The organism is Paraburkholderia sp. Clong3 (assembly GCF_050436485.1).
GTDB classification, from domain to species: Bacteria; Pseudomonadota; Gammaproteobacteria; order Burkholderiales; family Burkholderiaceae; genus Paraburkholderia; species Paraburkholderia tuberum.
This window is the reverse complement of record NZ_JBNDMH010000003.1, coordinates 1679629-1698683: the sequence shown is the minus strand read 5'-3', so window position 1 is coordinate 1698683 and position 19055 is coordinate 1679629. Positions and strand designations below refer to the sequence as shown.

Here is a 19055-nt window from a genome sequence, read left to right as displayed (position 1 = left end):
GCGGGCGATCTGGACAGTTCGGGAGCAACCCGGTCAAGCCGCGGTTCGACCCATGTTAGCGTTCGCCGCGGGCCATGCTGCCCCACACCCCGTCGCGCAGGATCAGCCCATGCAACAACGCCGCCGCCAGATGCAGCAGCACCGTCGCGAACAACGCGAACGCGAGCCACGTATGTAGCGCGCGCAGCAGCGCGAACAGCGCGACGTCGTGCGGTGCGATCGGCGGCAGATGCAGCGGACCGAACAGCGTGATCGGATAGCCGGCCGCCGATAGCATCGCCCAGCCGATCAGCGGCATCGCGAGCATCAGCCCGTACAGCACGAGGTGCGACGCATGCGCCGCGATTCGTTGCGGCTTCGACATGCGCGCGGGCAATGGCGGACTGCCGCGCATCACGCGCACCGCGAGTCGCACCAGCACGAGCAGCAGCAACGCGATGCCGAGCGGCCGATGCAGCGCGACCAACGCATCATGGGCACGCGATACCGTCGCCACCATGCCCACGCCGATAAACAGCATCGCGACGATCAGCGGCGCCATCGTCCAGTGCAGCAGCCGCGCGAGCGGACTGAAGTGAGTGCGGGTGCGCGTCATGAAGGCTCTCCGTTTGGCTGGGTTCGATGGATCGCGGGATGCAGCGCCTCCTCGCGCGTGCGGCGTTGGAACGACTGTGCGTAGGCCGCAGAGCGCGCGGCGAGCAGCGGATCGTCCGATGGCGCGACGCCGGCGGGCACGATCGTCGGATCGAAGTTGATGTCGCGGCAGGCGCCGTCCTCCTGCGACGTGGTGCGTTCGATCACGAGCGTCCCCGCGTCGACGCGCTGGCGGTCGTCGGGCCACTGCAGCGTCGCGTCGCTGGTCGGGTCGCCCGGTTGCGCGACGGTCAACAGCAGATGCCAGCGCAACGGTCCGTGTTGCAGACGCTCGTCGAGCTCGGCGGCGAGGAAGTTCTTTTCGGCCTGCTGCGCCGCGGTGATCGGCGCGTAAGGCGTGTCGGGCACGACGGCCCAGCGCACGGCGCGCGTCGTGCCGTGGGCATCGGTAAACAGAAACGCGTCGATGCCGTAGTATGCGGCGTTCGCGAGGCTCGACGACGGCGCGTGCGACTTGACCCAGCGCTGGAACGGCTGCGTCTCGGGATTGGCCGCGTAGAACGCCTTCAGCTTCGCGGGGTCCGGTTTGCCGGTCGCAGGGTCGGGCTTCGTGGCCAGCAATTGCTGATAGAACTGCGCTGGCGTATGCACCGCGAACACCGGCGTCGAGTTCATGCCGGTACGCCACTGTTCGCCATCGCGAAGCCGGAACTGCAGCGCGAGACTGCGCACCGGCGAGCTCGTATCGGGCGCGGACGGATTGCCGCCGGGCACCGCGAAGCGACCCGACACCGGCGTGCGGCCCGGCGCGAACACTGCCGCGTGCGACAGCGCCGCGCCATTGCCGTTGCTGTCGAAATAGCCGTCGACGCACAGGCCCTTGGCGTGATTGCGTCGATAGCCGGGATGCGGGCCCGTGACCGCCTCGAACGTATCGATGATGCGCGGGGCGGTCAGACGCGCGGGCGTCAGCCACCCCGCGGTGTAGGCGAAGCCGCCCGCGAGCGCGAGCGCGACCGCGCCGATCGCGGCGAGCCGGCATGGCACGCAGATCGGCCGCGGGTCGGAACCGGCGGGGTTGGGTTTGGGTGCGAAGGGTGGTGTCACGGAAACTCCTTGCCGGATGGATCGATGATTCGATCGATGGGTCGATCGAATCATCGACCAACGTACGGGCGAACACGCCTCGCTACGGTCTATTCCATCCGGCCCTGGCGCGCACATTCAAACCCATTCGCGCGCCAGTGGCCGATGCTGCTTCAATGGGTGCCAACGGCCGGCGCTCCCGAGTTCGCGACGTGGCTCGCGGCGAGCGCCGCTTGCGCGGCGAGCGCCTGCTTGCGCTGCTCGACCTGACGTGCGAACACGGGACTGACATCGGGATACGACGCGTCGGTGATGTAGTCGAGACCGTTCTGCTGCGCCTCGATCAGTTCCTGGTACACCTGAGCGCGTGTCTTGCCCTGCGCAAACGCGCTCGACGAAGCGGCGAGAACGACGAACGACAAAGCAACGAACGAAAACTTTTTCATGATCGACTCCTTGGAGAGTTGTGCGGGTTCGCACCAGGGAGAACCACGGGTGGGCAGCGTTTATTCCTGTATTCGCGGCGTGAAAAAAACATCGCCGGCGCGGGGAATAAATGTCCCCGCCGCTGTGTTTGCCGTCCGATAGCAGCAATCAAGACCGCGCATCATCATGACCTCGACTTACCGCCCCTCCGGCGCTCCGCTCTCCGAAGACGACATCCAGGCCTATGCGGACGGCACGCTGACGCCCGAGCGCGCCGCGTCGCTGCGCGACTACCTCGGCAAGCATCCGGCGGAAGCACGGCGTGTCGCCTTTTACGACCGCTTGAACGCACAGATCCAGGCCACGTTTCAGACCGCCGAGGAGCCCGCGCCTGGGCACCTCGGCGGATCGCGCCCGCTGCGCATGCGCCCGCAACCGGGTGGTCGCGCACGCCGAACGCTCGTCGCGCTCGTCGCGCTCGCGCTGATGCTGAGCGCCATCAGCGGTTGGCTCCTGGCGACTCAGGTGTCGGCACGAGCGCTCGATAATGCCGCCGTGATGGCGCTCGCCGAAGCCACCGCACGGCCCTTTTCCTCGGCATCGCCGACGCGCGTCGATCCAGCCGCGCCGGATCTCGGCGCGATCGGCCTGCGCCTCGTCGAGCAACGCGTGCTGCGGCTCGGGCCATTGCAGCGTGCGGACCAACTCGTCTATCTGAACGGCGATCAGCAACCGGTGGTCGTGCTGTCGGCCGCGGCGCCGTTTGCGCGGGAAGAGCCGCAGTGGGCCGCGCGCCGCATCGGCGAGCTGCGGCTGTTGACGTGGACCGCGCAGCGGCAGCGTTTCGTCGTCGCGGGCAATGCGCGCACCCACGGCCTGATGCGCGCCGCCGACGTGATGAGCGCGCGCTGACGCCGGTGCGCGCGGCCCTCGCGGAATAAAATGCGCTGACAGGTGTTTGCAGTTCGAACGCATCGTGCGACGGAAGCCTCCGCGACCGGCCCGGCGCGTATCGATACCGACGCGAGTGAAGCCGATGCCACCCCCACGCCCCTTGGGACCGGGAGCAACCATGGATGTCCGTGACGAGCTGATCGAGCACGTGCCGCGTCTGCGGCGCTATGCGCGGGCGCTGATCAACAATCGAGAGCTCGCCGACGACCTCGTGCAGGACACGCTCGAGCGCGCGCTCGGCCGCACCCGTCTGTTCCAACCGGGCACCGATCTGCGCGCGTGGCTGTTCACGATCATGCACAACGTCTTCGCGAATCAGGCGCGCAAGGCGTCGGCACGCGCGGTCCACGTCGCGGTCGACGACGACAGCATCGCCGAAAGCGAGCTCGCGGTGCCGTCGGGCCAGACGCGTTCGCTCGAAATGCGCGACCTCGACTACGCGTTGCAGCGGCTGCCGGTCGAACAGCGCGAGGTGGTGCTGCTGGTCGGTCTCGAGGAGATGAGCTATGCCGATGTCGCGCTCGCGCTGAACGTTCCGATCGGCACGGTGATGTCGCGGCTCTCGCGCGGACGCGAACGGCTGCGGGCTTTGATGGCGGGCGCCCAGCCCGGTGCGAAATTACAGGTGGTGCGATGAGCGAGCCGCAAATGCCGATCGGCGAAGAAGACTTGCACGCGTACGTGGACGGCACGCTGTCCGGCGAGCGGCGCGACGAGGTGGAGCGCGCGCTCGAACAGAATCCGGAGCTGGCCGCGCGCGTCAGCGATTACTTTTCGCTCAATGGTCTGCTTCACGAGCGCTACGACCGCGTGCTCAGCGAGCCCGTGCCGAAGCGTCTGCAGACCGGTGTGCCGCGCCGCGCGCGAGCGGCCGCGAACTGGCCGCGTTTTGCCGCGCAGTTCGCGGGCATGGCCGCGGCGCTCGTGCTCGGCGTGGGCATCGGCATGCACAGGAACGATCTGATTCCACTGATTGCGATCGATCGAACCGACCCAGGGGCCGAAGCGCAGGCCGGAAATCGTCCGGTCAGCGCGGACAGCGCCGAGGGCTTCGCGCGCCAGGCGGCGCTCGCGCACGTCGTCTACATGCCGGCGATCGACCGGCCGGGCGACATGAGCGCCGATCGCGAGCAGGACTTCGTGCAATGGCTCGCGAACCGGCTCGGCACCGAGGTCCATCCGCCGATGCTGTCGAAGAGCGGATTCATGCTGTCAGGCGGCCGCCTGCTGCCCGGCGACGACGGTCCGACCGCGCAGTTCATGTATCGCGGACCGAACGGCGAGCGCGTCACGCTGTGCATCGCGCATCGTCGCGAGAACGCGAATACGACCGCGTTCAAGCTGTATCAGGCGGGGCCCGTCAACGTGTTCTATTGGGTCGACGGCGATTTTGGCTACGCGGTGTCGGGTGGGATCGATCGCAAGGAGCTGCTGCAGCTCGCGCATGATGTCTATGCGCAGTTGACGGGGGCCGCGCCCGGTTGAAGCGGATGGGTTCCGCGCCGCGCCGTTCGCGCATCAACGTCGTGTCTTCTCCTGCCCCGACATGGCCGCGTCATCGCGCGCGGCGCCGCGCAGTTCACGCGGCGTTGCACCGAGCAAACGCGACATCCAGTGCGCCATATGGCTCTGATGCGCAAAGCCCGTTTCGAGCGCGATCTGGCTTGCGCTGAGGCGTCCTTGCAGCAGCAGCGTTCGCGCGCGCTCGACCCTGCGCTGAACTACGTACTGATGCACGGGCACACCGAGCGTGTAGCGAAACAGCGCCTTGAAATGCGGCACGCTCAGTTGCGCCTGCGCGGCAAGCTCGTCGAGCGTCAGACGCTGATCGAGATGCGCGTCGATAAACTCGATCACACGTGCGGCCGTGCGCGGCGCGAGCGTACGCCGCCGGTTGCCCGGCATGGGTTCGACGCCGATCAGACGCACCAGCATCGCCGTACACAGACTTTCGGCGTAGAGCGGATCGGACGCGTCGTCCGCTTCGAGCTCCGCGCGCAGCGCCCAGGCGAGATGCTGAAAGCGCGGATCGCGCATCTGGAAGCGCGGGCGCAGCTGCGCGTCGGCCGAGTTCAACGCGAGTTGCTCGACGGTCCGTCGCGCGAAGTCCTCGGCAAACCAGACGCTGAAAATCGTGCAGGCGGCGTCATCGTTCCACTGACCTTCGAGCCCCGCGGGGATCACGTCGGCGTCGCCGTGCGCCTGAATCCGCGTGTGGCGGCGCGCATCGCACAGACAGCGCGCAGTCACCGGCGCACCAACGTGCACGCCCACGCGATGATGGCGAAACGCGGGCATCCGATGCAAACCGGCCGACACGTTGACCAGCTCCGCACCGAAGCCTTGCCAGCCAAGCGCCCTGCTCGTGCGCACGGCGATGCGCGAGCCGCTGTGCGGCGCAGGCGCGGGAATCGGGGTGACGGCGTTCATCGCTTGTCTCCTGAGTGAGCTGAATGACGGCGAGATGCCTGCATTGTGCGGCGGTTTTGGCAGGTTCGCCGGCGTGACGGAATTTCGTAGCTCGCGAACAGCCAACGCGACTCGCGCGACCTGCGCGGCATCGGCGTAAAAAATCATCCAGATCTGCGCAAAGTCATCCAGATCTGAGCGCCTCGCGAGCACCGCGTCCCTACCATCACGTCATAGCGATCCTCAAAAGGAGCACAACGTGTTCGTCATTTTCGGAGCGACCGGTCACGTGGGACACGCGAGCGCAACCGCCTTGCGTCGCGCGGGCCACCAGGTACGCGCGGTGGTGCGCGACGCAACGCAAGCCGAAGCGCTCGCGGCAATCGGCTGCGAGATCGCGATCGCCGACCTGAACGACCCACAGCTGGTCGCGCGCGCGATCGACGGCGCGCAGGCAGTGCAATGGCTCTGTCCGGTGCCGCGAGCGCATGACGATCCCGCGGCCGCGATGCGGCGCATCATCGACGCGGGCGTCGCGGCTTTGCGCATGAGCGCGCCACCGCGGCTCCTCGCGCTGTCCGACTATGGCGCCGAGCACGCGGATGGCACCGGCATCACGACGCTGTTCCACTACCTCGAAACGCAGTTGCGCACCGTCGCGTCGTCGCTGATCTTGTTGCGCGCCGCCGAGCACATGCAGAACTGGGCACGCGTGCTGCCGGTCGCGCTCGGCCGGGGCGCGCTGCCGAGTCTGCATGATCCGCTCGACAAGCTGTTTCCGACCGTCGCGGCGCAGGACGTCGGCGAGCTTGCCGCGCAGTTGCTGCTCGATGAAGGGCCTTCGCGCGCGACGCCACGGGTGGTCAGTATCGAAGGGAAAGAGCGGGTAAGTGCGCTCGACGTCGCGCGTACCTTGGCGGAACTGTCCGGGCGGCCGGTTATCGCCCACCGGGTGCCGCGCGACGAATGGAGTGCCGTGCTGCGCGGCGCCGGGCTCGGCGAGCGGCACGCCCAACTGATCGTCGATCTGTACGACGCGCACAACGCTGGACGCATCGACGTCGAGGCGAATATCAGCGAGCGACGCTTCGGCGCCACCACGTTGCGACAGGTGTTGAGGGCGCTGCTATCGGGCGTGGCCGGTACGGCAGCGGCGGCGCGGTGATCCGCGTGGATGTAGGGCAAGCGGACGGCGTGGCGCGGCGCAAACAGCGTCGAAGGCGTTCAACACTGGAGAGATAGCATGCAGACCTGCCCGTTGCTTCGCGCATCGATCGACGCCAGATCAACGAAAAATGCACTGCGACGGATGCAGTGCGTAGCGTCAACACCGTCAATGCACCCGAGCTTACGCGCCGAGCGCTGGCTGCGCATAGCGATAAGGCTATCGAGCTTCATGGGCTGGCGTGCGCTTGCCAACCTGCTCGTGGCGATTCCCAACAGCAATGACGATTTCGGCGTGTTCTAGCTTCTCAGTCATGAGCCGCGGGCGGGTCAAGCGGCGCTGACGGTGCCGGCCTGGTGGCAAGCACCGCGCCGCAAGCCGCCACCAACCCGCTTATCGAGCCGGTTTACTCGTTCTCGTCGAAATGGTGACGCGGGCGAGCCTTCTCGTACAACCCTACGCCAACGCTTACGCCGGACCACTGAGAGGTTGATACTGTCAGCGATACAGTCGGGTCACGGCCTTTTTCAACGCGATCAACCCTGAACCAGGGTTTCGAGCTTCTCTGACCACAACGACGACTTTTAAGATACAACCACGAGCTGAGGTCTTAATGCAGCGCCGCTACGTAGCCGCGCTAGCTACGATCGGTCTGCTGTGACATTCCGCCGGCAAGCTTCGGTTCGCGCCGGCGCCGGTTCAGAACAGCTGGTGCAACAGAAAACACCTTACATCGGCATCCCATCTCAAGTCGCGCCAGCTCATTCCTGTCTTTTCACCGCGCTGTTACGCGTATTGCGCTCGATCGCTGTGAGCAGTAGCAGCAAAGTCAGGAAACCTGTCAACGCGAGAAGAATTCCCAGCGACGAACCGAACTGAGCGTTTTTGCCCTCTGCCGCCTGAACGGCGCTTTGGGCCGCATCAATCCGCCCAATCTTGACACGGGCATACTGATCCATGGCCGCTGCAACATACCGCTCGCGGTTGTCCCATTCCCACGTAGCAGCGTGCTGCCCGGCAGCCGCAACAACGTCGGACAGTTCATCCAGGAACTGCTGTCGGTCGGCTTGGGGAATACGCTCGAGCCACGCCTTGAGCAGCGGTTGGCTTGCATTATTCTGGTTCAACAGGGCATTAAGCGGAGCGGGGATAGTTAATCCCGCGGCGCCAGCGACATCCGCCATGGCGTTGCCGTTCGCGCTGCCGATCTTCAGACCGTCATTGGCCGCCTCCGAACCCGCTATCGAAGAGAGTACCTCGCTCGCGCTGACGGGCGGATCTGTGATAACAGCTGCCGTCCTCGGAACGCCAAGCGCAAACATTAATGCGATCATCGCCAGGATGGCGCCAACTAGCGCGATGAGACATAGCACGCGCGCCATGCCCAATAGACGCTTTTCGATTCTGTCTGCGATCCCCATATGAACTCCGTCGATGTCTGTTCGACCTACCGTCGCCTTTGCCTCACGGCTTGCGCAGATAACGCTCCGAGAGCGCCTCGTACAGCGGTGGCGCAAACAAGCGCGAGACGCGACTCGCGATGAGCGCCGTGGCCATCAGCGAGATAACGAGCGCGTGCCCGTTGATCATCTCGATGACGATCACGAACGCCGTGATTGGGCTCTGGGTGACCGCCGCCAGATAGCCGACCATGCCGAGCGCGATGAGCATCGGAAGCTGGATCTGCGAGAACGCCATGTGAACCGTGTTGCCGATGCCAGCCCCGATCGCAAGCGACGGGGCGAACAGGCCTCCGGGCGCGCCTGGCAGATACGATCCCACCATCGAGACCATCTTCAGGAGCGGGTATGCCGCGCTGACATGCGCACTGCCTTCCAGCATGCTCCGCGCTTCGGCATAGCCGCTGCCAAATGTATGGCCATTTGCGCTCACGCCGACGACCGCAATGACCAGGCCGCATAGCGCGCCGAACAGCACAGGCCGCTTCACGCGCAGTTCAAGCAGAACTTCGGGCATCCAGCGCTTCGTGTTGAGCAACAGCCAGCAGAAGCATCCCCCTAGCGCGCCCGCAAGGACACCGATCAGCACTACGGCGAGGCTGATCCATCGGGGCAATCCCGACCCGATATCGATCGTGCCGAAATACACATAGTTTCCCTGAAGCCCAAGTGAAACGACGCCAGCGAAGATGATTGCCGTGATCAGCACGCCGCTCGCGCGCTCCTCGAAGCTGCGCATGAGTTCCTCAATGGCGAACACCACGCCTGCGAGCGGAGCATTGAATGCCGCCGACAAACCGGCGGCCGCACCCGCGAGCGCGAGTCTGCGCTCCAGCACGCCCGGCCGGATCGCCAGAAAACGCCTCGGGTAAAAGCGCCTCAGGCTGAACATCAGGGCGGCGCCAACATGAATGGTCGGACCTTCGCGGCCGATGGTAAAGCCACCGAGCAGGGCCAGGAACGAGACCAGAATCTTCCCAACGAGAATACGCAGTGTAAGCAGCCGTGGCCCGAGTTCGTTCGGCCCGTGCAGCATGGCGATCACCTGGGGGATACCGCTGCCCTCGGAACCGTCAAAGAAGCGCCGTGTAAGCCACACCGTAACGGCGCCTGTTGCGGGCGCCACAATCAGAGGCAGCCAGAACCGGTCAGCCGCATAGCGAAGGAACACAGCGTAGCCGAAATCGATCAGCTTCGCGTAAAGCACCGCGACCAGGCCTACGGCGATCGCCCCCAACCAGAACACGCCATAGTGGAGCCATAACCGGTTGATGCGCTGCAGCTTTCGACGGTCCATCAGCGCGAGAATGCGCACGATCTGTTCCCCTATTTTTCTTCTGGGTTTTTTCCGGCGACGCCCTCACCGGCTGCATTTCGCGCCGGAAGCGCGACTCAGGCTTTCCGCGGTGACGGAACCTTCATATTGAACGCGATTGCGAGCCAGCACAATACGAGCCCGGAGCACGCGTAAAACACCGCGTTCGCGCCATTGTGTTTTAGAAGCCAGCCGCCAACCACGCCGCCGAGGGCAAGGCCGATCGACTGCGTGGTGTTGTACACGCCCGTGGCCGCACCCTTCCGATCGCCCGGCGCGAGCTTCGAGACGAGCGAGGGCTGCGACGCTTCGAGGATGTTAAAGCCGAGGAAATACACGAACAGCACGGCGGGCACGATAACGAGTGTATGTTCGAGCGAGCCAAGCAATAGCTGGCCAATGAGGATCAGACCGATTGCAGAGACGACCACGGCCTTCATTTTCCCCCGCTTCTCCGCGGCAATGATGGCCGGCACCATCATGACGAATGCAATACCCATGACCGGCAGATAGATCTTCCAGTGCAACGAGACCGGCAGCCCTGCGTCGACGAGCAGGCGAGGCACCACAAGGAACAGCGCCGTTTGCGTGGCGTGCAGTACGAGCACGCCGAAGTTCAGGCGCAGCAGCTCGACGTTGTGGAGCACTTCGGCAAATGGCGCCCGCAAGTGGACGGGCCGGTTCGGCGAATCCGGCACGACCCAGATCACCACGCCCACCGCGAGAATCGAGAGCGCGCCGACCAGCGAGAACAGGCCGCTCATCCCGAGCCAGTGGAACACCAGAGGCGCACCCACGATCGCCACCGCAAAAGAAATGCCGATCGAGGCACCCACCATCGCCATTGCTTTTGTGCGGTGCTGCTCGGTAGTGAGGTCGGCAATAAAAGCGAGCACCGCGGAGGAAACGGCGCCCATTCCCTGGATCACGCGACCGACGATTATCCACACAATATCGTGTGCCCCCGCGGCGACGAAGCTGCCGATCGCAAATATTACGAGACCCGTCGCGATAACTGGCTTGCGGCCAACCTTGTCGGAAACCCAGCCGTAGAAGATATAGAAAAGCGATTGAGTGACGCCGTACGCCCCCAGCGCGATGCCGACCAGCAGGAGATTGTCGCCGCCGGGAATGGTTTTCGCATACACCGAAAACACCGGCATGATCATGAAGAGACCGAGCATGCGCAGTGCAAAGATCGCTGCGAGCGACAGCGTCGCTCGCAGCTCGAGCGCACTCATGCGCGAGCGGGAAGTGGCCGATGTGGAAGTTGCGCTCATATCGTGTAAAAAAAAACCCAGCAGTCGCTGGGTGAAGATAGCTGCCGATGCTGCAGTCGGACGTGCTTGACCGGCAAGCTGAGGACACGTCGAAGTCACGCGATTCCGCGGCGCACCCGCTGAAAGCCTGGCGCAATATTATGGCACGACATGACATTTCTCGGAATTTAGACGCGAAAACTTAAACGAAACTTAAAACCCGGCCCGTGAGCCCTCGCTCCTGTCGCGCGCGGCACCGCCGCCGGCGTGCTGCTTGAGACCCTGGTGATCTGGGACCGCGCGCTCTTTTATGCGGCCTTCAACGATCCCCAGACGGTCATTGGAACCCTGAGCGCCGCGAGGGCTCCCGCTCCCGGAAGCGGTTCGGATGCGGCCAGACCTCTCGTCCTACGGCCGCACGACGAAGGGCACGCGCGATTTACCGCTCGCGCAGATTACGTCGGATCGCAATCATTTAGCTTCGCGACATGTCGAGAATTATTGGTCCGATGCGGCAGGTCGCTAATAGATGATGCGCCGGCGCCGGGTTCGATGCGCGTGGCGACGATGATCCTTTGAACGTCAGGTCGCATCTGCAGACTTATCGCGTCTATCCCCTGGAACGCCCTTGCGCTGACAAGGGCATCGGCGTTGTCTGGCGATAACGAAGACGTGCGCCTGCGCCGCAGCGCTCCAACGGTCTAAATACCCCAGAGAATATCGTCGCCATGGCGATGGGCCTCGCGCATCATGTCGAGCAATGGCCAGGCGCGATGTTCGACGGTCGCGGCCGCACTGTTTGAACTATGGTCGTTCGGCACGTGATGGAGGACGTTGAGGGCTAATTCAGTGCGTGCCTGATCTTCGATAGCGCGTTCAAGTCGCGTTATCACCGTACCCAGTTCGTCGTGGCTGATGACGCCACGAGTGGCGACTTGCTTACCAATGGCTGCGAGGAGATATTCCGCGAGGTTCCGCAGCATGACGACGTCCGGAGTTGAACGGCACTTGAACGTAACAAGCATACAGACCTCTCCGCGAAGGACAACTGTGCCGTTGCGACGGCCGCCGAGACGGCCGCCTGATGCAATCGACGCTTATAACCAGTAACGAGGCTTGCGCTAATCCCGATATCCAAAGTGTAGGCCAATGTAGCACATTGTGCTATATAAAGATCAGATGCGGGGACCATACCCTACCGGCGAACAGGCAGGACGACATGAATCTAACTCGCGGGCAGCGCTCATTAGCTGCGCACGACGCTCGTTGTGTTGTGGCATAAGCGGAGGCAATAAATGCCATGATCGACTGCTCTTTGGGGGCGTGATGCCCCTTCAGAATAAGCTAACGCTAAATTGTCCCTCTGTACCGCCAGGGACGCTTTGGCATCGCGGACAGATTCATCGTGCGCTCGCGGACGAGGCGGGATGCTCGGCAGGCTTCGAAGCCAATTGTGCGGTTTGTGCGTGCTGAGGAATGGCGTCCAGGTCGACCCAGTCATACCGCACGCTCGCCACCGCCTGCCGGAGCGCGTCATTTGCCTGATAGTACTGGTGATGAGAGATCAGCCTCGCAGCGTCATTGACGTCCGCGATCACCAGTTTTAGCGGAACGAGTTCCATGGTGTAGGCAACGTTGATATTCGCGACCTTCAGGGCGTTGAGCGCCTGATCCCGCTGACCTTGCTTGATGTGCTCATTCGCGGATGCCACCGCTTTGGATTTCTCGGAAGACTGGGCGAGATTGTCGGTGATAGTTACGTCAGCGCCAACTGGAAGCCACATCAGCTCCTGCGAAGCGCGAGCGACGTCCGCTTGGACATGCGGCGCGCTGGAAGCCGTGGGCGGAAGTTTCAAGTCTTTTTCAGCCTTGGTAAAAGCAGTATTGTCAGCCTGCGCTTCCTGCAGTGATTTCTGGGCGGCTTTTACAAGCGTGGCGGCCTCCGAACCGTTACCGTTGAAGATTGCGAGTCGCGCAAGTTCGATCTGCTGGAAGGCCTCGTTTCCTTTCCCCGAGACTTTGCCCATGTCCGACGCGACGGCCCGCGGGGACTCGGCGGCCTGCACGGTCGCACCACAATAGGCGGCGGAGAGCAACGCGCACGTGACAGCGATAACCTGATGCCTTTTCATGGTTCATTCTCCTCAGCGAGTGTCCAGTTCCAGACGTCCCATGCGGCCTTGCGCGCTCACATCGGCGGCGCATATGGCATGCGAGACTTTCACAGGGCTTGAACTTCGAACAGTTGACGCTTTAAAGCTAGGCCTTGGTGCTTAAAGGACGCTTAAGAAGGAGCCATCCGGACGCAAGGCGGCAGCACTGGGTAGTGCGAAGAACCGGACCTCGCCAGATAGCGTTCGCATCACGGCTCGACATATTGTAATGGTCTAATTCCCTCGGACAGGTCGATAGGAGGACAATCCGGAATCGACGAGGAACAGAGCTAGATGACAAGGAAGCGCCGACAATTCGATGCCAGCTTCAAGCTGGAAGTGGTGAAGATGATACGAGACCAAGGCTTGTCGGTGGGCGAGGTTTGCCGGTCGATGGACCTTGGCGAGACGGGGGTACGGCGCTGGCTGGCGCAGTACGACGCGGAATGCGCGGGCGGTGCTGGCGCGGGCAAGCCGCTGACGGCCGAACAGCAACGCATTCGGCAACTGGAGGCGGAGAACCGGCAACTGCGTGAAGACAACTCCCTGCTAAAAAAAGCCTCGGCCTTCTTTGCACGGGAACTGAAGTGAGTTACCGCGCGGTAGCCCACTTGCAAGAGAAGGCCGTATCGGTCAGTGCCGCGTGCCGGGTATTGGGGGTAAGCCGCTCGGGCTACTATGCGCACCGGCGCGCCAAGCCGAGCCCAAAGCGCCTGCATGAGCAGACCCACATCAGGGCAGCATTTGCTGCCAGCGGCGCGAGCTACGGCAGCCGGCGTGTGATGCATGCCGTACGCGAGCAAGGGCTTCGCACGGGCCGCCATCGGGTGCGCACGCTGATGCGCGAAGCGGACTTGCGCACGACGTGGAAGCGCAAGTTCGTTTCGACGACCGACAGCAAGCATACGTTGCCGGTGGCCGAGAACGTGCTGGACCGTCAGTTTGACGTGGCTGAGCCGAATCGGGCGTGGGTTTCGGATATCACGTATATCCGCACGGCCCAGGGCTGGCTTTATCTGGCGGTCGTGCTGGACCTTTACTCGCGCAAGGTCGTGGGCTGGTCCATGGCACCCAGCATGCCGGCCGGATTGGTCATGTCGGCACTGACCATGGCGTTGCAGCAACGCCGGCCAGTGCCGGGATTGGTCCTGCATTCGGACCGTGGCAGCCAATATGCAAGCGACGCATATCAAGCCTTGCTCAAGCGGCATCACGTGGTTTGCAGCATGAGCCGCAAGGGAAATTGTTGGGACAATTCGGTGATGGAACGCTTCTTCCTGAACCTGAAGATGGAGCGCGTATGGCAGCGCCGGTACGCCAATCACGACGAGGCACGGCAGGACATCACGCAGTACATCGTCGGCTTCTACAACCCCGTGCGCTTGCACTCGACTTTGGGCTATCTGTCGCCCGCCGCCTACGAGGCGAAATCGACAGCAAAAGAACCTATCTGCCTGTCCGAAATTACTTGACCACCACAATATGACCTGGCCGGCCGTGTGTTCAGGGACAAACCCGCCCCCCAGAATCTTGATGTGCCCCGCTACATGTTTGCGTCTTCCACTACCGTTACTATCGGGAAAGATGAACAAGGCGAGGCATAGTCTGGCATGAGCCCGTACAACCTTCTTACTTGCAGCGCATCGCGTTCCAACCACCGCACGCGTCCGAGGCGCCGAGTCCGACTGTCGTGGAGGGCGAACAAAGAGAGCGTGCACGCTGGCCGCCTCTGCTGCGGTGGTCTGCCGTGCTCGACAACGGTGGGGTATGCATGAAGAGGGCGCTCATTCTGCCCTTCGCTTCCGGTTAGACAAGTCTTGCTCGATCCCCGCTCATTACATGAGCGCGACTCCCTGACCAGATCTCACCGTTGGAAGTCTGGCTTGCAGTTCAGGCGGGTACTCGGGTAGTCCCTTCAAGCGCCCGCTAACGGATAGAGCTTCCGTTGACTCCTCCTTCGCTGAACGATGGCGTTGCCAGTCAACTCGTCGCGTCCATTCGCTCCATCATTGCTCGCGTCTGCTCGACGCCCAACGCGCAGCGCATTGCGAGCCTCATCACGATCACGCTCCAGAGCGCCACTAGAAGAATGTCCCAACCGAATCCGATCACACCGAGTCCGCCACCGATGCCGCCGAGCCACGACAATAACCAGATGCCCCCAAACCACGGCAACAGCCACGCAATGTTGTTCCAGCCGAAGTCTTTCGCAGCTTTGCGCAAGACGATGTGGTAGTACGCCGCGTAGAGTACGAAACCGATCGCCACCAGCGCAAACAGAAAGGTGTTCGTTGCAAAGCCAGTCCAATATATTACGAGGTTGCTGCAGATAAATGCGACTGGCGCCAGCACGGGCGCGGCCCACATGCGAAATGGACGATGCAGTTCCGGAAGGTTACGGCGCAACACCAGCAACGCGACCGGACCAAGACCATATGTCAGCACCGTAACCGACGTAATGTAGTCGACCATCTTCTGCCATGCAGGAAACGGCAGCAGGAAAATGGTGCCAACGACCCACATCACGAGAACCGCCAGCCATGGCACCTTGTTGCGGTTCAGCTTTGTCAGCATACGGGGACCTGCCTCCATTTCGCCCGTAGCAAAGAGGACGCGCGATCCGCCGGTTACATACATCAGCCCCGTGCCGCCAGGCGATATATAGGCGTCGATATATAGAAGCGTCGCCATCCAGCCGAGCCCGAGCGTCGCGGCAAGTCCAGCGAACGGTCCCATTTCCCCCTTGAAGCTGAGGTGTGCCCATCCGTGCGCGAGATCGACCGGCGACAGCGCCCAGATAAAGGCCACTTGCAACATGATGTAAACCACTGCAGCGAGCACGACCGAGCCAATCACGGCTAGCGGAATGTCGCGATGTGGATTGGCCGTTTCGCCGCCGAGGTCGATCGCAGTACGGAAGCCCAAATAGCTGAAAACGATACCTGCTGCGGGAAGTGCCGTGAACATGCCGGAGAGCTTGTAGGTGTCAGGCGCCGCACGCACGACATCCCAGTGGGTGCTCGCTGCCATCAAGCCGACGATGGTCAGTATCGGCACCAGAATTTTCCACCACGTAATGGTTGAATTGACGTTGAGCAGCCACCTGATCACCATCAGATTCAGCAGCGCGGTGATTCCGAGCAAACCGGCGCACACGAAGAAGCCCGCCAAACTCAGCACCCCGGCGGAGCCAGGACGGATCAGCCATGGCAGATAGTTGCTTGCATAAGTGACGATTGCTTCGGCTTCGACTGCAGGCACCGGGACATAGGCGAGGAAGAGCAGCCAGCACCACAACCTTCCGAGTCCGTCGCCATGGCTCGCGTGGCTCATATGAACCAGCGCCCCACTACGAGGAAAAACGGCGGCAAGCTCCGCAAAACATAGCGCAATCAGCATGATGATGACAGCGCCGAGCGCCCAACTGCCTATGCTCAACGGACCGGCTATTCTCGATGCATGGTAGGCACCGAACAGCCACCCTGAACCAATCATGCTAGTGGTGCTTGCGAACAGCAACCCCACTATCCCAGCATCGCGACGCAGTTTGCCCGATAGCGTCAGGTCGGGAATCGTGCTCATTTCTGGTCTCCTTGCGCCTGCCCCGAAGTTCGGTTTTTGAACCGGCGTTGCGCGAAAGAGGCGGTGCGCATCCGCGCACCGTCATACATGAACGGCTCACCCTGAACGCTTCGACCGTAAAGACGGCGATAAAATCCCCGCCGTGAACCGAAGCGACAATTAAAGGGCTTGGAAATGCCTGTGCGCTTCGACGAGCGTTAGTTCACACTGTGCCATTTCAGATTCGTGGCATGGCTTCATGCGATTCAAGCATCGTCGAGCATGCGCCAATCGCTCGCACTGGCCCCGGCCAGAGTACGCACACGAGCTTCGTCGCGCGCAAGTTCTTGCGCGGATCCGGAAAAAACGACCCGACCATCGTCCAGCACGCAAGCCGCGTCGGCAATCTCGACAGCCGCTCGAACGTTCTGCTCAACCAGAAGCACCGACATGCCTTCGGCGCGCATTCTGACGATAACTTCAAACACTTCCTGCACCATCAACGGTGCGAGACCTTGAGACGGCTCATCGAGAAGCAGTACGCGTGGGTTGAGCAGCAGGCCGCGTGCGATCGCGAGCATTTCCTGCTCCCCTCCGGAGAGTTGCCGGCCCTTGCTGTTCCGACGCTCGCGTAACCGGGGAAAAAGCTCAAACACACGTGCGATCGTCCAAGGACCGGTGCGCCCGTTGGGCACAAGCAGATTTTCTTCCACGCTGAGACCCGCGAATATGCGCCTCCCCTCCGGCACATATCCGACACCGAGCGACGCGACCCGGTCTGGCGGCCAGCCGGTCGTTTCGCGGCCTAGAATGTTCACCCTTCCCGCGCGTGGCCGGGTCAATCCCATCAGGCTTCGCATGGTTGTCGTCTTGCCGGCGCCGTTGCGCCCTACTAGGGCGACAATCTGGCCGTCGTCAACGTCCACCGATACGTCATGCAGAATGTGGCTCTTGCCATACCAGGTCTGCAGTCCCTCGGCAACCAGGGCACTCATTTTGCTGTTCCCAGATAGGCTGCTTGCACGGCTTGATTGCCGGTGATTTCTTCGGGCGTTCCTTCTGCCAGAATCCTGCCTTCGGCGAGCACCATGATGCGCTGTGCCAGCTGGAAGATGACGCGCATGTCGTGCTCGATCAGAATCATCGTCAGCGATCGATCGCGGTGCAGGCGTCGTATCAGTTGCGTCACGTCGTAGGTTTCCTGATCTCCCATCCCCGCGGTCGGTTCGTCGAGGAGCAGGAGCCTGGGTTCGAGTGCGAGCGACATGATGATTTCCGTGGCTCGCTGGTCGCCAAGCGACAGCTCACCCACCAACCGGCGCGCACGCTGCTCGAGTCCGCCGAGCACGAGCAATTCTTCCAGCCGCTGGTTGACGGTCGTGCGCGCCGCCCTCGAGAGCCACGGCGAGAGCCTGTGCCCGGCCCGAAGTTCGACCGGAATCCGCAGATTATCGCGAACGGACAACTCAGGAAAAACTTCCGTAATCTGGAAGGTCCGCGCCATTCCCATGGCAACGCGGCGATGAGGCGCAAGCCGGGTCACGTCGCGTCCGTCGAACACGATACGCCCCGACGTAGGCGGAAAGAACCCACTGATCAGGTTGAAGAACGTCGTCTTTCCTGCACCGTTAGGCCCAATTACCGCGCGAAGCTCACCGGCTTCCACAGTCAGGCAAACATCGCTAACCGCGCGAAGATTGCCGAACCGGTGAGATACGTGATCGACTACGAGCAGGCTCATGAACGCACCCCGCCCGTCCGGATGCCCAGCACGCCACGGGGAAAGAACAGAACGACGAGGATGAACAGCAGGCCGATAAACGACATCCAGTTCTCAGTCCGTGTGGAGATGTAATCCTGAACCAGCACGAAGACGGCCGCGCCGATCAGCGGTCCCCACAACGAGCGCATTCCCCCCAGCACGGCCATGATCACAAAATCGCCTGACTGGTCCCACCGCAGATCATGCGGATCGGCGAAGTTATTGAGCAGCGCGTACAAGGTACCGGCAAAACTCACGAAAAAGCAGGAGATCACGAACGACAGCCAGATATGCTGCTCCACCGGCAGCCCGAGGAAGCGCGCCCGCTTTTCGTTCTCGCGTATCGCCAGAAGCGTACGGCCAAACGGAGAGCGCAACAGCGCAGTCATGACGCCAACCGACACGGCAAAGCAAAGCAGAACGAAATAGTAAAACACGGTGCTGTTGCCAAGAATGTCGATTCTCTGCTGGCCAAAGTGGAGAGGCATGCGATGCCATCCGGAGAGTCCATCGTCGCCGCCAGTCACGGCGTTCCAGCGAAAGGCGACGAAGTAGAACACCTGGCCGAATGCGATCGTCGCCATCGCGAAATAGACGCCCCGAAGCCTGACAATCAGCGCGCCGATGAGCGCCGCCGCCAGCGTGCCGGCCGCGACCCCAATGACGATACCAAGCGGCGTATTCGGCACCAGATAACGGATCGTCATACCAACGCCATACGCGCCGAGACCAAAATATGCCGCGTGACCGAACGACAACACGCCAGTAAAACCGAGTAGAAAATTGAGCGCCATCGCCGCCAATGCCATTACTACTACGCGTGTACCAAGTGCCGTATAGCCGCCGAGCCAGGTGATCCAGTACGGCATGGCAGCGAGCGCCAGCCAGACCGCCGCATTCCCCGCGAGTTG

The 19055-nt window shown here is 62.6% G+C and carries 19 protein-coding genes and 1 pseudogene; 7 read left to right on the top strand and 13 right to left on the bottom strand.

What is annotated here, in order from left to right; translation table 11 throughout:
* Nucleotides 1-55: 55 nt before the first annotated feature.
* The 3 genes from OKW30_RS31225 to OKW30_RS31215 all read right to left on the bottom strand — a co-directional run bounded on the left by OKW30_RS31225 (nucleotide 56) and on the right by OKW30_RS31215 (nucleotide 2126).
* Nucleotides 56-595 carry a cytochrome b gene (locus OKW30_RS31225; protein WP_184069397.1) on the bottom strand — a complete coding sequence of 180 codons (540 nt, stop codon included), beginning with the start codon at nucleotides 593-595 and terminating at the stop codon, nucleotides 56-58.
* Nucleotides 592-1647, bottom strand: coding sequence for a catalase family peroxidase (locus tag OKW30_RS31220; protein WP_429349198.1), 1056 nt, complete (start codon nucleotides 1645-1647; stop codon nucleotides 592-594). The genes OKW30_RS31225 and OKW30_RS31220 overlap by 4 nt, the downstream gene beginning before the upstream one ends.
* A 206-nt stretch (nucleotides 1648-1853) precedes the next feature.
* On the bottom strand, nucleotides 1854-2126 hold the full coding sequence (locus tag OKW30_RS31215; protein WP_184069395.1) for a DUF4148 domain-containing protein: 273 nt from the start codon (nucleotides 2124-2126) through the stop codon (nucleotides 1854-1856).
* A gap of 166 nt (nucleotides 2127-2292) precedes the next feature.
* On the opposite strand from OKW30_RS31215, the gene OKW30_RS31210 reads away from it, so the two are divergent.
* The 3 genes from OKW30_RS31210 (at nucleotide 2293) to OKW30_RS31200 (ending at nucleotide 4545) form a co-directional block, all read left to right on the top strand.
* Entirely contained in the window at nucleotides 2293-3018 is a 726-nt protein-coding gene (locus tag OKW30_RS31210; protein ID WP_429348505.1) for an anti-sigma factor family protein, read from the top strand.
* 160 nt (nucleotides 3019-3178) lie between these two features.
* Complete coding sequence (locus OKW30_RS31205) at nucleotides 3179-3697, top strand: sigma-70 family RNA polymerase sigma factor (RefSeq protein WP_018421072.1); 519 nt, start codon at nucleotides 3179-3181, stop codon at nucleotides 3695-3697.
* Nucleotides 3694-4545, top strand: coding sequence for an anti-sigma factor family protein (locus OKW30_RS31200; protein WP_429348504.1), 852 nt, complete (start codon nucleotides 3694-3696; stop codon nucleotides 4543-4545). Before OKW30_RS31205 ends, OKW30_RS31200 begins: the two co-directional genes overlap by 4 nt.
* A gap of 33 nt (nucleotides 4546-4578) precedes the next feature.
* On the opposite strand, the gene OKW30_RS31195 is transcribed toward OKW30_RS31200, so the two are convergent.
* Nucleotides 4579-5490 (bottom strand): helix-turn-helix domain-containing protein, encoded by a 912-nt coding sequence (locus OKW30_RS31195; protein WP_429348503.1) that lies wholly within the window; start codon nucleotides 5488-5490, stop codon nucleotides 4579-4581.
* A gap of 238 nt (nucleotides 5491-5728) precedes the next feature.
* On the opposite strand from OKW30_RS31195, the gene OKW30_RS31190 reads away from it, so the two are divergent.
* Nucleotides 5729-6634 carry an NAD(P)H-binding protein gene (locus OKW30_RS31190; protein ID WP_429291131.1) on the top strand — a complete coding sequence of 302 codons (906 nt, stop codon included), beginning with the start codon at nucleotides 5729-5731 and terminating at the stop codon, nucleotides 6632-6634.
* Between the two features lie 78 nt (nucleotides 6635-6712).
* Nucleotides 6713-6937 (top strand): hypothetical protein, encoded by a 225-nt coding sequence (locus OKW30_RS31185; RefSeq protein WP_429348502.1) that lies wholly within the window; start codon nucleotides 6713-6715, stop codon nucleotides 6935-6937.
* A 458-nt stretch (nucleotides 6938-7395) separates the two neighbouring features.
* On the opposite strand, the gene OKW30_RS31180 is transcribed toward OKW30_RS31185, so the two are convergent.
* The 5 genes from OKW30_RS31180 to OKW30_RS31160 form a co-directional block, all read right to left on the bottom strand.
* The gene (locus tag OKW30_RS31180) at nucleotides 7396-8055 is read right to left on the bottom strand and encodes a hypothetical protein (protein ID WP_187629241.1); all 660 of its coding nucleotides are present in this window, start codon (nucleotides 8053-8055) and stop codon (nucleotides 7396-7398) included.
* 43 nt (nucleotides 8056-8098) lie between these two features.
* Nucleotides 8099-9391: a chloride channel protein gene (locus tag OKW30_RS31175; RefSeq protein ID WP_184069442.1), complete on the bottom strand. Its 1293-nt coding sequence runs from the start codon at nucleotides 9389-9391 to the stop codon at nucleotides 8099-8101.
* A gap of 95 nt (nucleotides 9392-9486) precedes the next feature.
* Nucleotides 9487-10650: an MFS transporter gene (locus tag OKW30_RS31170; RefSeq protein ID WP_429348501.1), complete on the bottom strand. Its 1164-nt coding sequence runs from the start codon at nucleotides 10648-10650 to the stop codon at nucleotides 9487-9489.
* 719 nt (nucleotides 10651-11369) lie between these two features.
* Entirely contained in the window at nucleotides 11370-11693 is a 324-nt protein-coding gene (locus tag OKW30_RS31165) for a DUF1840 domain-containing protein (RefSeq protein WP_090805945.1), read from the bottom strand.
* Between the two features lie 375 nt (nucleotides 11694-12068).
* Nucleotides 12069-12800: a YfdX family protein gene (locus OKW30_RS31160; RefSeq protein WP_429348500.1), complete on the bottom strand. Its 732-nt coding sequence runs from the start codon at nucleotides 12798-12800 to the stop codon at nucleotides 12069-12071.
* A 315-nt stretch (nucleotides 12801-13115) separates the two neighbouring features.
* Here OKW30_RS31160 and OKW30_RS31155 point away from each other — a divergent pair.
* Nucleotides 13116-14293, top strand: a protein-coding gene (locus tag OKW30_RS31155; RefSeq protein WP_429346789.1) for an IS3 family transposase whose coding sequence is annotated in 2 segments (ribosomal slippage) — nucleotides 13116-13383 and nucleotides 13383-14293 — 1179 coding nt in all. Because the reading frame shifts where the segments join, the coding sequence is not laid out codon by codon here.
* A gap of 9 nt (nucleotides 14294-14302) precedes the next feature.
* Nucleotides 14303-14425 (top strand): annotated as a pseudogene (locus tag OKW30_RS31150) (ubiquinol-cytochrome c reductase iron-sulfur subunit); the annotation flags it as partial.
* Between the two features lie 376 nt (nucleotides 14426-14801).
* Here the strand turns inward: OKW30_RS31150 and OKW30_RS31145 are convergent.
* The 4 genes from OKW30_RS31145 to OKW30_RS31130 all read right to left on the bottom strand — a co-directional run bounded on the left by OKW30_RS31145 (nucleotide 14802) and on the right by OKW30_RS31130 (nucleotide 19013).
* Complete coding sequence (locus OKW30_RS31145; RefSeq protein WP_429348499.1) at nucleotides 14802-16403, bottom strand: APC family permease; 1602 nt, start codon at nucleotides 16401-16403, stop codon at nucleotides 14802-14804.
* A 245-nt stretch (nucleotides 16404-16648) separates the two neighbouring features.
* A complete protein-coding gene (locus tag OKW30_RS31140) occupies nucleotides 16649-17377 on the bottom strand; it encodes an ABC transporter ATP-binding protein (RefSeq protein ID WP_184069375.1) in 729 nt (242 codons plus the stop codon).
* Complete coding sequence (locus OKW30_RS31135) at nucleotides 17374-18123, bottom strand: ABC transporter ATP-binding protein (RefSeq protein ID WP_184069373.1); 750 nt, start codon at nucleotides 18121-18123, stop codon at nucleotides 17374-17376. Before OKW30_RS31135 ends, OKW30_RS31140 begins: the two co-directional genes overlap by 4 nt.
* Nucleotides 18120-19013 carry a branched-chain amino acid ABC transporter permease gene (locus OKW30_RS31130; protein WP_260330577.1) on the bottom strand — a complete coding sequence of 298 codons (894 nt, stop codon included), beginning with the start codon at nucleotides 19011-19013 and terminating at the stop codon, nucleotides 18120-18122. The genes OKW30_RS31135 and OKW30_RS31130 overlap by 4 nt, the downstream gene beginning before the upstream one ends.
* Between the last annotated feature and the right edge of the window lie 42 nt (nucleotides 19014-19055).